The organism is Shinella sp. M31, from assembly GCF_049199205.1.
GTDB lineage: Bacteria > Pseudomonadota > Alphaproteobacteria > Rhizobiales > Rhizobiaceae > Shinella.
In genome coordinates, this window is sequence record NZ_JBLZPH010000072.1 from 17,999 (window position 1) to 31,263 (window position 13,265).

Sequence of the window (13,265 nt, forward strand, 5' to 3'; positions counted from 1 at the left end):
AACTTGTAGATGAGATAAAAAGTTCCTCAGTCCTCCGCCGGCCCGTCCAACCCCAGCGCTTCAAGCAGCCGGCGCTGGCGCAGCAAGAGATGGGTCAGCGCCGCGACGTCGCCATGAGCCGGCTGGTGCGTCATGCCCTCGTCCACCGCCTCGGCGATCGCCTCGAACGTATCGGCGATCTCGCGGGAAATGCCGTTGAGCTCGGCAAACCGCGGATCGACCGCCGCCGCCGCCAGCGTTGCCGTCGTCACGCGTCCGATGCCGTGCGGCACCTTCGACCCTGCATCGGCATAGCTTTCGGGAAGATCGCCCTTGAGGTTCGTCACCCTCCGGAAACGGATGACATCGATGATCTGGTCCACCGCCTGGCAGGCGCCGGCCACCCGCGAGGGATGATCCGTATCGGCGGCGGCATGGGGCAGCAGTTCAAGCTTTTCCGGATGGCGCTCGGCCAGTTTCAGATAGGGCAGCATCGGGCCGCTCAGCGCGCCGCTCGTCGCGTTCCGGAAGAGATCGGCATCGATGGCCGCATGGCGCACCTGCCCCGAGGCCAGCGCCCGGTCGAGGGTGGCCGTATCCACCACTTCGCCGCGGTCGTAGTTCACGATGACGGCGCCGCGGTTCATCGCCGCCATCACCGCCTCGCCGACCATGCCGGCATTGGCATGGATCCGCGTCGCCTCGTCCAGCCGCCCGAGGCCGACATGCACGGAGAGCACGTCCGCCCCCTCGGCCGCCTCCACCGGTGAAGCCGCATAATCGAAGCCCTCCGCCTCGATCCATTGCCGGTGCCTCGGCCGGGCATAGATCGTCACAAGCATACCGAAGGCCTGGGCGAGCCGGGCCACCTCGCGGCCGATATTGCCGTAGCCGAGCACCGCCATGCGACGGCCCTCGAGCTTGGCGGTCGGGTAGGATTTGAGGTCGCGGCCGGTATCGAAACCACCTGTCGCCACGCGCGCATGCAGTTCTGCGACCGGCAGGTCCGGCGCTACCTTCAGGATCGCCTTCATCACCATCTGCGCCGTGGCGCGGCTGTTGATGCCGGGCGTGTTCATCAAGGGGGCAGCACCACCGTCGCCATTGCCGCCGCCCCAGGAGGCCGAGCCCATATTGCCGGTGCCGGCACCGATGCGCACGCCGCCGAGTGGAAAGATCGCCTGTTTGGGAATGAAGGTCGCCGCCGCGATCAGCGCGTCGTAGCGACCGTCCGCCGTCTGGGCGATGATTTCGGCCTCGGCGCTCAGATCCGGCTGGTAGAAGAAATGCAGGCCCGGCGGCAGCGTCTCGCGCTGATAGGCACCTTCATGAAAGGTGCCGCCCTTCGCCTCGATATGGGCGCGCACCTCGCCCGGATCGGGCTTGCCGTCCGCGTCGAAGCGCAGGCCGACGAGATCGGCGATCAGGATTTTATAGGCACGCTGCGGGTCGTCCAGCCGTCCGTCCGAAACCGTGTGATCGTCCTGCATGGCGCCCTCCCTCGCTGCCATTTTCGTAGGCGAGTTTTGCGGATGGGGCAAGGCAAGACGCAGGCCTTGAAAACGATCGAAGCGCCGCCACCGCCGATAAATCAATGGAAATCGCGGGATTTGACGCGGATCGCCTCCACTTGGCCCGCATCATTCCCAGCGGTGGCGCCGCGCCGGCCGATCGTGGCGAAATCGGCGGACAGATCGGTGAGATGCTGCACGACGAGATGCACCACCTCCCCCTCCCGCTGAATGTAGCCTTTCACGCCGATCATCGGCGCGCCCATCACGATGGGGCGATAGGCGAGAAAGACCTTGCGCCAGACGACAAGGTTGGCGATCCCCGTCTCGTCCTCGATCGTCACGAAGATGACGCCCTTGGCCGAGCCCGGCCGCTGGCGCACGAGCACGATACCCGCCGTTTCCACCTTCTGCCGGTCACGCAGCCCGATCGCTTGCGCGCAGGGGAGGATGCGCCGCCGTTGAAGGCTTTCCCGCAAAAAGCTGACCGGATGGGCCCGCAGCGTCAGGCCGACATGGCCGTAATCCTCCACCACCTCGTTGCCGGCCGTCATGGGGCGCAGCGCAACGGCGGGCTCGTCCAGTTCCGCGATCACCGCCTTTTCCCGCCTTGCAGCCGCCGTGAAAAGCGGCAACGGCTCGTCGCGCAACGCGCGGATCGCCCAGAGCGCCTCGCGCCGGGCCAAGCCGAGCGAGGGTCGAAACGCATCGGCCTCGGCTAATTCAACGAGCGTCGCAGCCGGCAGCTCGGAACGCCGCCAGAGATCATCCACCGAGACAAAAAGGCTCGCGGACCGTTCGGCAAAGAAGCGGTCCAAGGCCTTGCTGTTCAACCCCTTGACCATACATAGACCAAGGCGCACGGCAAAGCGTCCCTTCTCATCCATGGGCTCCAAAGTGCAGTCCCATCGGCTCTCGTTGATGCAGACAGGCCGCACTTCAACGCCGTGCTCCTGCGCATCACGCACGATCTGCGCCGGAGCATAAAAACCCATCGGCTGAGAGTTGAGCAAAGCCGCGCAGAAGATTTCCGGATGATGGCGTTTCATCCAGGCCGAGGCGTAGGCGATAATGGCAAAACTGTAGGCATGGCTTTCCGGGAAGCCATAAGAGCCGAAGCCTTCGAGCTGTTTGCACATGCGTTCGGCGAATTCCAACGGATAGCCATTCTTCGTCATGCCGGCGATCAGTTCATCCCGAAATTTGTCAACGCCCCCGGTCTGCTTGAAGGTTGCCATAGCACGGCGCAGCTGGTCCGCCCTTCCTGCCGTAAAGCCCGCGCCGACGATAGCGACCTGCATAGCCTGCTCTTGGAACAAAGGAATTCCCAAAGTCTTCTGCAAAACGGCCTTGAGTTTTTCGTCATCTGGATAGTCTGGCACCTCCACACCCTGCCTGCGGCGCAGATAGGGATGCACCATATCGCCCTGAATCGGTCCAGGCCGAACGATCGCCACCTGGATGACGATGTCGTAAAACTCCTTAGGCTTGAGGCGCGGCAGCATGGACATCTGCGCCCGACTTTCGATCTGAAAGGTGCCGAGTGTATCGGCTCTGGAAATCATCTCGTAGGTCGGCTTGTCATCCAGTTCGATATTCCAGAGCTCCTTGCTGATCCCCTTTAGATCTTTCAAATATTCGAACGCCCGCCGCATGCAGGAAAGCATGCCAAGCGCCAGAACATCCACCTTCATGAATTCCAGGAACTCGACGTCATCCTTGTCCCATTCGATGACCTGCCGGTTGTCCATCGCTGCCGGCTCTATCGGCACGAGGTCGTCCAGGCGGTCGCGCGTCAAAACGAAACCACCCGGATGCTGGGAAAGATGCCGCGGCACGCCGGTCAATTGCCGGGAAAGCTCCACCAGCAGCCGTAAGCGCCGGTCATCGACATTGAACCCGATGTCTTTGATTTCAGCCTTTGGAATGTCGTTCGACCAGCCCCAGACCTGTGACGACAATCCCTTCAGTACATCTTCCGGCATACCGAGCGCCCGGCCGACATCGCGCATGGCGCCGCGTGAGCGATAACGGATGACCGTGGCACAAAGCGCAGCACGGTCATGCCCATAGGTTTCATAGACCCATTGAATGACCTCCTCCCGGCGCTCATGTTCGAAATCAACGTCGATATCGGGCGGCTCTCCGCGCTGTTCCGATACGAACCGCTCAAAAAGCAGGCCGTTATTCCTGGCGTCTATGGCGGTGATGCCAAGAACATAACATACCGCACTATTGGCCGCCGACCCCCTGCCTTGGCAAAGAATATCGACCGAGCGTGCATAACGGACAATAGAGTTCACCGTCAGGAAGTAAGGCGCATATTGCTTCTTTTCGATAAGCTGCAATTCATCATTCAACTTCTTTATGACGGAATCGGGCACCCCATCGGGATACCGCTTTTTTGCCCCCTCCCACGTATATTTCTCCAACGCCTCCTGCGGCGTGAGATGCGCATATTCCTTTTCTTCGGGATATTGGTACTGCAATTCATCCAGCGAGAATGTGCAGCGTCCCACGATATCGATCGTGCGCTGGAGCGCTTCGGGATAACGCGCGAAAAGACGGTGCATCTCGGCCGGTGGCTTGAGGTAGCGGTCGGCATGGCGTTCGCGCAGGAAGCCGGCATTGTCGATGACGACGTTGTGGCGGATGCAGGTGACGATGTCCTGCAGCATGCGGCGGGCCGGTTCGTGGTAGAGCACGTCGTTGGTGACGACCGTGGGCACGCGGTATTGCGCAGCGAGGTTGGAGAGGTCGAACAAGCGCAGCTGGTCGTTCGGCCGGCGGCGGAGCGTCAGGGCGAGGTAGCAACGGCCCGCGAATGTTTCCGAGAGGCGGCGCAGGTGAAAGGCGGCGGTGTCGTCGGCCTCGTCGGGCACCAGCACAGCAAGCAGGCCTTCGTTCCATTCGATGACATCCTGCCAGTCGAGATGGCATTTCCCTTTGCCGGCTTTTTTCTTGCCGATGGTGAGCAGGCGGCAGAGCCGGCCATAAGCTTCGCGGTCCGTCGGATAGACGATGAGCGACATGCCGTCGACAAGATCCAGCCGGCAGCCGACGACGAGGCGAATGCCGTTTTCCTTCGCCGCGCGATAGGCCTGCACGACACCTGCCAGGCTGTTGCGGTCGACGACGGCCATGGCTTCGATGCCGAGTGCGCTTGCCTGGGCAAACAGTTCCGCGCAACTGCTCGCCCCGCGCAGGAACGAGAAATGCGAGGTGACCTGAAGTTCGGCGTAGCGCGGCGTCATGCGAAAATCCCGTGCAGGAACCAGCGGCCCGCGCCGTTGATGATGTGCTGCTCCTCGCCCGATCGGAACAGCCAGAAGCGCTCGCCCTCGGCATCCTCCACCTGGAAATAATCGCGCACGGCGGAAAGCTCGGCATCGCGTTTCCACCATTCGCCAAAGATGCGCTCGGGGCCATCGGCGCGCTGCACGCGCCGGCGCACGCCGCGCCAGGTGAAGAAGGCGGGCGGGTGATCGGGCATCAGCGCCATGACATCGATCGGCTCGGGGCGGGCCAGAAGCCGCGCCGGGCGCGGCCAGCGGCCGGGCCAGGTCGCGCCGTCATCGGGCGCAAGCGGCGCGATACGGTGGATGGAGCGTTCCGGCACGTCGCTTTCGACCGGCGCAAGACGATAGAGCCGGCGGGCGCCGATCCGGTTGGCAATGACATCGACGAGACCGGCGATGTCAGCCTGTTCCTCCTCGATCAGCGAGGAGACGGCTTGATGCAGGACAAGCGGTTCCGCAAGCGTCGCCGTGAGGTCCATGATCTCGATGCCGAAGCCCGGATCAATCGTCTCGATACGATCGCACAGCAGCCGGACGAGGCGTTTTTCATCGCGCACGGCGCGTGCCGTGCCGACGCGGATGGCCTGCAGCGTATTGTCGAGGCGGTGGAAGATCAGATCCAGCCGGCGGGCACCGAGGCCGCGTTTTTCCAGCGCCCGGCAGAGATCGCCGACGAGGCCTGACGTGTAGCGCGCGATGGTCTCGGCCGCGCCGATCGGCTCACCGAAGACCTTGCGCGCGCTGACGACTTCAGGATCGCGCAAGGGATCGACGGGCTCGGAAACCGTGCCCTGCACCTGGTCGAGCCGTCGGCCGAGGCCTGCGCCGAAGCGCAGCACGAGGGGCGCGCGCGGCACGGCGAGCACCTCGCCGATCGTCGCAAAGCCCAGCACATGAAGGCCGGTCACGGTTTCCGGCGGGATCCTGAGGCCGGGGATCGGCAAGGGCGCCACGATCCTGCCGGTCTCGCCCGGCGGGATAACGCAGACGGGTGCGGCCAGGAACCGGGCGGCGGCATGCGCCGCACCCCACGTATCGGCCACCGCCGCGCGGGCGAAAATGCCGGAGGCGCCGAGCCGGTTGACGAGGCCGGCCAACATGCGCTCCTCGCCGCCATGCAGATGGTCCGCACCGGTCGTGTCGATGACGAGCCCATCCGGCGGATCGGGCGCGACGATGGGGGCATAGTGCTGCAAGGCCCAGAGGGAGAGACGATTGAGGGCTGCGGCATCGGCGGCGGGATCGGCCGGCAGGGTAAGAATGTCGGGCACCAGCGCATGGGCCTTGGCAAGCGGCATGCCGACGCGTAGGCCCGCCTGCTCGGCCACCCGGCTCACCGCCGTGAGAACACGGCGCGCGCCGTCGCGGCCGACGAGAACGAGCCGCTGGTCAGCCGGTGGCGCCGCGGCTCCGAGGGAGCGCCGCAGGCGATCGATCGGCCAGCCGGGAAGAAAAAGCGATACGACCCTCGCCATCGGTAGCCTCCACATCAAACTCCGCCGCGGCACCCGCCCGGCAACGCGTCAGTTCCAGCAGCCATCGCGCCCGGCCGATGCCCGGCACGGGAAGGGGGAGCGACGGCCGGACGGACACCCGCCAGCGCGTCACGGCGGCCGTCGGCTGATCGAAGACTGCCGCCTCCTTACGGTCCCGGAAACGGCGAAGCGCGAGGCCGAGCGTGCCGCCGGCCTCCGCCGCCAGTTGCAGGCGGCGCGAGGCGGTCATCGACAGGCGCGCGACTTCGGCCACGACGGCGCCGAGCCCGCCATGACGCAGCCCCTCCTCGAAACAGAGGAGCAAGCTCTTTTCGTCGCCCGCCTCGACATAGATGACCCGGCCGGGCGCCAGTCCCGCCTGCGCCAGTGCGGGCGCAAATAGGTCCGGACGGGTCAGGCACCAGAGCACCTGCCCTTTCGTGCGCGCCGCGACACCGGCGGCAAAGAGCATGGCGGCCGCACCCTCGACGGCGTCATTGCCGCCGCCGCAGACCTCATGCAGGCTGGCCAGCGCCAGCCCGCCGCCCGGCAGGCGCTCATCGATTTCGGGCACACCGAAAGGCAGTACCGCTCGGTCGCGCGCCGCGCGGCCGTCGAACTGCCGGATGCGGTCGCGCAGATCGGCGACAACGGCACTGGCGGCGAGGGCGGACATTGGCGGGGCAGCTCCTTGACGAAAGACGTTCGTTCTCTTTTTGTTCTTAAACGAAAAGAGAGTCAATCACTCCTGCCGGCCCGCAACGATCACAGTTTGAATCAGAGACGGGAACCAAGTGGCGCGGCGGAAGTTCTACCCTTTGCCATTCCATTCAATCCAGGAGACATGTCCATGGCTGACGAAAAGAGCACCGGAAAGCGCACGCTTGGCGTCGTCGAGGGGCGAGACAACATTTCGGAAGAAGTTCGCGCCGCCGAGGCGGAAGCCTCGATCAACGAGCAGATCGAAGCCTTGAAATCGGAGATCAGCCGGATGAAGGAATCCGCAGGCCTGATTGCCGAAGGCACCGGCCAGCTCGCCGTCGCCAAGGCGGAATCGCTGCGCGAAGATTTGCGCCAGACCATCCAGGCCAATCCGCTGGCAACACTCGCGGGCGCCGCCTTCATCGGTTACCTCTTCGGCCTGCGCCACCGCTGATTTTACCTATCGAACAGCATAAAAAAGCCCGGCATTGCCGGGCTTTTCCGTGTTCAGAACCAGCGCTGGCGACGCGGCGGCTCGTTTTCGAGCGAGCCGAGCAGATAGCCCAGCACGACACCGGCAAGACCGGCGGCCAGAACGACGGTCGAAAGACCGGCCGGATGCTCGCGGGCGGCCTGCGCGACGGCAGCACCCTCGGAGCGCACATATTTCGTTGCCGAGCGCACGGCCGGGCGGGCCGCATCCACGGCATTGCCGGCGCGATCACGGATCGTTTCATAGGCCTCGCTGCCGCGATCGCTGAGATCCTTCTGGAGCGTGGCGATCTCGGCGCGAAGGGCGGAAATCTGGGATTGAACGTCAGTGCTTGCCATTGCGGTCTCCTTGTCAGAATGGTGACCGAACGGATGGCGGGCGTCTTGGTTCCCGGAAAAGGCGAAATCAGCTCGCCTGGCGGCGTCCGTCGCGACGGATCTGCGAGGGCGTATCGTCGAAGGCCGCGCGGAAACGGCGGGTGAAATGCGACAGGCTCTCGAAGCCGGTCTCAAGCGCGATCTCGATCAGCGGCTTGTTGGTGCGCACCACCATGTTGAAGGCGGCCGCCATGCGGATCTTCATGTAGATCGTGCTCGGCGAGGCGCCCATGTCGCTCTCGAACAGGCGCTCCAGCTGGCGGCGGGAGACGCCGGTCATAGTGGCGATGCTGTCGATGGACAACAGGTCTTCCGTGTGCTGCTCCATCATCATGATGGCGAGATGCACGCGGCGGTCGCGCGCCTCCAGCCCGAGCGGATTGCGCGGCTGAAGGTCGGTGGCGTCGCGCCGGTGGCGGATCTGCAGGATTTCCAGCGCATTGCGCTCCGCCGCCTCGCCGACATGATGGCGCACGAGCGTTGCGGCCAGATCCGCGACGCTGCTGCCGCCGGCACAGGTGGCGACCTTGCCGTCGAAGCGGAAAATCTGCTCGGAAGTCGCCTCGATATCGGGGTAACGGGCCCGGAATTCGCGGTGGTGCAGCCAGCTCACGCAGGCCGTATGCCCCTTGAGCAAGCCCGCCTCGGCAAGGACGAAGCTGCCGGTACAGAGGCCGATCAGCCCGACGCCGGCCTTGGCGGCCTTGGCCAGATAGGCGCGTGCATAGCTGTCGATCGGCTCATCCACCTTGAGCAGGCCACCGACCACGGCGATGTAGTCGAAAGCCGAGGGATCGGCAAAGGGGGCCGTCGGCGCGACCTGGATGCCGCTCGACGAGGAGATGAAATTGCGCGAACTGCTCAAGACGTCCCAGTCGCAATTGACGCGGCGGGAGCGGTCTTCACTATCGCTGGCAAGCCGCAAGGTATCGACGAACAGCGCAAAGGCGGAGAGCGTGAAGCTTTTCGACAGGATGAAACCGACGCGCAACGCCTTGGGCGCCGCGTGGTTGCCCGTCTCCCGCGATGTCCGCACATCCACCGTCATCCGCATCTCCCGGGCGGTCTGCCGGGACAGGATCGTCGCCAGCCAGGACCGCCGTCGATATTCATAGCAGATTTCGCCCCACCGCTCCATTCCTTGCACAGCGTTTGTATGCTGATTGGCTTATCTGGCAAATTTGCGCGCCCCGGCAACGCAGGCGACGATGGCGAGCGTAGTCAGGAGCATCAGCGAGCTGACGTGCTCATGCAGTAGGAAGGCGGCGAGCAGCAGGCCGAAGAAGGGCTGAAGCAGCTGCAATTGCCCGACCGCCGCAATGCCGCCGCGTGCCAGCCCGCGATACCAGAAGACGAAGCCGACGAGCATGCTGAAGACCGAAACATAGGCCAGCCCCGCCCAGGCGCCGCCGGCAATGTCGGACCAACTGTCCGGCAGCGTCGCAAGCGCGATGACGGCCATCAGTGGCAACGCGAGGATCAGCGCCCAGGAAATGACCTGCCAGCCGCCGAGCGTGCGCGACAGTTTCGCGCCTTCCGCATAGCCTAGTCCACAGGCGATGATCGCCGCCACCATCAGGAGATCGCCGGTCAGCGAGACCTCCGCGCCGGAATTCAGCGCGAAGCCCACCACCATCGCGCTGCCGATGACGGAGAACAGCCAGAACAGCGGCTTGGGCCGCTCCCCGCCCCGCAGCACCGCGAAGACCGCGGTTGCCAGCGGCAGAAGCCCGACGAAAACGATGGAATGGGCCGATGTGATATATTGCAGCGCGAGCGCCGTCAGCAGCGGAAAGCCGACGACGACGCCGAGCGCGACGATGGCGAGAGAGAAGAGATTGTCCCGCGAGGGCTTGCTCTGACGCAGCGCGACGAGCAGCGCCGCCCCCAACAGCGCGGCGATGACGGCCCGCGCCGAGGTCAGGAAGAGCGGCGAAAAATCCGCCACCGCGATACGAGTCGCCGGCAACGACCCGCTGAAGATGATGACACCGGCAAGCCCGCTGCCCCAACCGTCCATGGATGTTTTCATGTGCACCTCGCATTCGCCGGGAAAATACGCGCGCGGGGCTGGCCGGGACAGAAACAAAACCATACAATATCGAATAACTGTACCAGCTTCAGAAGCCATACACTTGAGCGAAGCCTTGCCCGAAACCGCAAGAGGAAGCCGCACCGAACAGGTGATGGCCGCCATTCGAAACCGCATCGCCGGCCGGGCGCTGGCGCCGGGCGATCGTCTGCCGTCGATCCGCGGCCTCGCCGCCACGGCAGGCGTGTCGCCGTCGACGGTCGTCGAGGCCTATGACCGGCTGGCCGCCGAGGGCTTGATCCGGCCGCAACGCGGCTCCGGCTTCTACGTCTCCCATGCCGCCCCGCCGCCACTGAAGCTGGCGGATGCCGAAACGCCGAAGGCCCGCGCGGTCGATCCGTTCTGGGTATCGCGCCAATCGCTCGATGCCGAGGACGGCACGCTGAAACCCGGCTGCGGCTGGCTGCCGGCGGAATGGATGCCCAACGAGGCGCTGCGCCGGGCAATCCGCAGCCTCGCGCGCTCAGACGACGCCATGCTCGCCTATTACGGCCATACACGCGGCTCCAACGCGTTGCGACGGCTGCTGCTCGGCCGCCTTGCGGAAGAAGGCGTGGCCGCCAGCCCCGAGCAGCTGATGCTGACCAATACCAGCACGCAGGCGCTCGATCTCGTCTGCCGTTTCCTGCTTCGCCCCGGCGACACCGTGCTGATCGACGATCCCTGCTACTTCAATTTTCAGGCACTGCTGAAAGCCCATCAGGTCAAGGTGATCGGCGTGCCCTACACACCGGCAGGCCCCGATGTCGCGACGTTCGAGGCGCTGCTTTCGGCGGAGCGGCCACGGCTCTACATCACCAATTCGGCGCTGCACAATCCGACCGGCGCGACGCTCTCGCCGCAGGTCGCGCACCGCCTGCTGAACGCGGCCGCGGCGAACGACACCGTCATCGTGGAAGACGACATCTTCGCCGATTTCGAGCCGGAGCCGACGACGCGGCTTGCGGCACTCGACGGCCTGCACCACGTCATCCGCATCGGCAGCTTCTCTAAGACGCTCTCGGCCTCCGTGCGCTGCGGCTATATCGCGGCACGGGCGGACTGGGTCGAGGGGCTGGTCGATCTGCAGATCGCCACCAATTTCGGCGGCCCGAGCCCGGTCTCCAGCGAGATCATCGCCCATATGCTGGCCGGCGGCTTCTATCGCAAACATATGGAAGAGCTGCGCCGCCGCTTGGTGCGCGCGCGGCGCGAGACGGCCGACCGGCTGGCGCGGCTCGGCATCACGCCGTGGCTTTCGCCACGCGGCGGCTTCAATCTCTGGTGCCGGCTGCCGGAAGGGCTGGATTCCGGCGAGGTCGCGCAGGCCGCGGTCGCCGAAGGCGTGGTGTTTGCGCCTGGCAATGTCTTCAGCGTCTCGCAAACGGCCGGCAGCTTCATGCGCTTCAACGTTGCCCACATGGGCGACCCGCGCATTTACGATGTACTGGCGCGAGCGCTGGAGCGCAGACACTATCCAGAATTCTGACCATCGGCGGGCTAGCGCTCAAGACGGGCGAGGAAAGGCTCGGCGCGGGTGACAACCAGCCCTCCGGTGCGGCGCAAGCATTGCTGGATGACTTCATGTCATGCACCCTCGAAAGGGGCTGCGCAGAAGCCTATGCCGGGCTCGCTTTCCTCGTCGCCGCAGCCGGTACAATGGCACAATCTCGCACCGCGATCCTAGGCATTGCCAAAACGCGCCCGGCAAACTGCTCCGGCGCGCGATCAGCGCGCCAGATGTTCGAAGAGCCGGGCCACGGCCTCGGCGCCGGGGTCGATATGACCTTCGAGCTGTTTGGCGTTGATATAGGCGGCGCGGCCGGCCTTGGCGCGGGTCAGGGTCGCGGTGACGTTCGCGCCCTGTCTTGCAGCATCGGCTGCAGCGGCAACGCCCTGTCCGAGCGCGTCGAGCGCGGGGGCAAGCGCATCGACCATCGTGCGGTCGCCGGTCCGGGCGCCGCCGATTTCCTGCATGCGGGCAAGGCCAGCGCGCAGCGCCTCGCGCATCGGCAGGCCGCTCGACGCCCCGTCGCCGGCGGCGGCGAATAAGATAGCAAGCAGCACGCCGGAGGAACCGCCCATCGTCTGGCTGAGCTCCTGGCCGATGGCGCGCAGCAGCTGCGTATGGTCGGACAGCGGCAGGCGGTCGATGGCCTTGGTCAGCGCGCGGGCGGCACCTGCCAGCGTCGAGCCGGTATCGCCATCACCGGATTTGGCATCGAGCGCATTGAGATCCTGTTCGGCGGCAACCAGCACGTCGCAGCAATCGAGAAGGAAGGCGCGCGTCGCCGCATGCTGGGACGGCATCGGCATGATTGGCGTCAGGCCGTCCGGCAGCGCGACGACGGAAATCGGCCGGACATCCGAAACACCCGGCCAGGCGGGGATCGGTACGGCGGTTTTCAGCAGCCTCAGCTCGTCGGCGTCGGCCAGGAAGACCGAAATGGAGAACCCCTGCATGTCGAGCGAGGTCATCAACGGCGCGGGGCCGATGACATGGTGTATCCGTGAGCCGACGGAAGAGCCGAAAAGGTCATGCGCAAGCACGGACATTTCCAAGACCGAAGCGCCGCCGAGATTGTTGATCAACGCGACATGCGGCCCCTCGCCCATGACGGCGGCCAACCGCTCGACCATGGTCGCGACCGAGGCGCGTGCGCCGGCAAAATCGATCTGCTCGACGCCTGCCTCGCCATGAATGCCGAGACCAAGTTCGGCCTTGCCGTCCGGGATACGATCCTCCTTCGGCGAGCCGGGCACGCGGCAGGTGTCCAGCGACATGCCGATGGAACGCGTGCCGGCGATGACGCGCTTTGCGGCAGCCGTGACCGTGTCGAGATCGGCGCCGTGCTCGGCGAGCGCGCCGGCGATCTTGTGCACGAAAAGCGTGCCGGCGACGCCGCGGGCCTGCGGCAGGTCGGGAAGCGCGATGTCGTCGCCGACGATGACCATCGAGACGTTCAGGCCATAGGCCCGCGCCCTTTCGGCGGCGAGGCCGAAATTCAGCCGGTCACCGGTATAGTTCTTGACGATAAGCAGGCACCCGGCCGGCCCCGTCACGGCAAGAATGCCGGCCAGCACGGCGTCCACGCTGGGCGAGGCGAAGACGTCCCCACAGACGGCCGCCGTCAGCATGCCCTTTCCGACGAAGCCGACATGGGCGGGCTCGTGGCCGGAGCCGCCGCCCGAGACGATCGCGACCTTCGACTTGTCCCAGTCGCTGCGCTTGACGACGCGGATATGCGGATAGCCGTCGAGGCGGGTAAGCGCACCGCCCGAAAGAGCCAGCACGCCGTCGATCGCTTCCGTGACGACGTCTTCGCGCCTGTTGATGAATTGCGCCATGGGAATCTCC

At 65.3% G+C, this 13,265-nt stretch carries 9 protein-coding genes and 1 pseudogene; 2 read left to right on the forward strand and 8 right to left on the reverse strand.

Going from position 1 to position 13,265, the window contains the following annotated elements:
* Positions 1 to 26: 26 nt before the first annotated feature.
* The 4 genes and pseudogenes from ACOZKU_RS11125 to ACOZKU_RS11140 all read right to left on the reverse strand — a co-directional run.
* Positions 27 to 1,445: pseudogene (locus ACOZKU_RS11125) on the reverse strand (NAD(P)-dependent oxidoreductase); the annotation flags it as partial.
* A 125-nt stretch (positions 1,446 to 1,570) separates the two neighbouring features.
* Positions 1,571 to 4,744 carry an error-prone DNA polymerase gene (locus ACOZKU_RS11130; protein WP_421578971.1) on the reverse strand — a complete coding sequence of 1,058 codons (3,174 nt, stop codon included), beginning with the start codon at positions 4,742 to 4,744 and terminating at the stop codon, positions 1,571 to 1,573.
* Complete coding sequence (locus tag ACOZKU_RS11135; protein WP_421578918.1) at positions 4,741 to 6,264, reverse strand: Y-family DNA polymerase; 1,524 nt, start codon at positions 6,262 to 6,264, stop codon at positions 4,741 to 4,743. The genes ACOZKU_RS11130 and ACOZKU_RS11135 overlap by 4 nt, the downstream gene beginning before the upstream one ends.
* Complete coding sequence (locus ACOZKU_RS11140) at positions 6,179 to 6,940, reverse strand: ImuA family protein (protein WP_421578919.1); 762 nt, start codon at positions 6,938 to 6,940, stop codon at positions 6,179 to 6,181. The genes ACOZKU_RS11135 and ACOZKU_RS11140 overlap by 86 nt, the downstream gene beginning before the upstream one ends.
* Positions 6,941 to 7,114: 174 nt before the next feature.
* Between ACOZKU_RS11140 and ACOZKU_RS11145 the strand changes: the two genes are divergently transcribed.
* Entirely contained in the window at positions 7,115 to 7,420 is a 306-nt protein-coding gene (locus ACOZKU_RS11145; RefSeq protein WP_314088674.1) for a hypothetical protein, read from the forward strand.
* A 53-nt stretch (positions 7,421 to 7,473) separates the two neighbouring features.
* On the opposite strand, the gene ACOZKU_RS11150 is transcribed toward ACOZKU_RS11145, so the two are convergent.
* The 3 genes from ACOZKU_RS11150 to ACOZKU_RS11160 form a co-directional block, all read right to left on the reverse strand.
* On the reverse strand, positions 7,474 to 7,797 hold the full coding sequence (locus tag ACOZKU_RS11150; RefSeq protein ID WP_314088676.1) for a hypothetical protein: 324 nt from the start codon (positions 7,795 to 7,797) through the stop codon (positions 7,474 to 7,476).
* Positions 7,798 to 7,864: 67 nt separating this feature from the next.
* Positions 7,865 to 8,884: a GlxA family transcriptional regulator gene (locus ACOZKU_RS11155; protein ID WP_314088678.1), complete on the reverse strand. Its 1,020-nt coding sequence runs from the start codon at positions 8,882 to 8,884 to the stop codon at positions 7,865 to 7,867.
* A gap of 120 nt (positions 8,885 to 9,004) precedes the next feature.
* Positions 9,005 to 9,868: a DMT family transporter gene (locus ACOZKU_RS11160; protein ID WP_421578920.1), complete on the reverse strand. Its 864-nt coding sequence runs from the start codon at positions 9,866 to 9,868 to the stop codon at positions 9,005 to 9,007.
* A 154-nt stretch (positions 9,869 to 10,022) separates the two neighbouring features.
* Here ACOZKU_RS11160 and ACOZKU_RS11165 point away from each other — a divergent pair, with 154 nt between their 5' ends.
* Complete coding sequence (locus tag ACOZKU_RS11165; protein WP_421578972.1) at positions 10,023 to 11,396, forward strand: PLP-dependent aminotransferase family protein; 1,374 nt, start codon at positions 10,023 to 10,025, stop codon at positions 11,394 to 11,396.
* 239 nt (positions 11,397 to 11,635) lie between these two features.
* On the opposite strand, the gene ACOZKU_RS11170 is transcribed toward ACOZKU_RS11165, so the two are convergent.
* Positions 11,636 to 13,255: a dihydroxyacetone kinase subunit DhaK gene (locus ACOZKU_RS11170; protein ID WP_421578921.1), complete on the reverse strand. Its 1,620-nt coding sequence runs from the start codon at positions 13,253 to 13,255 to the stop codon at positions 11,636 to 11,638.
* Between the last annotated feature and the right edge of the window lie 10 nt (positions 13,256 to 13,265).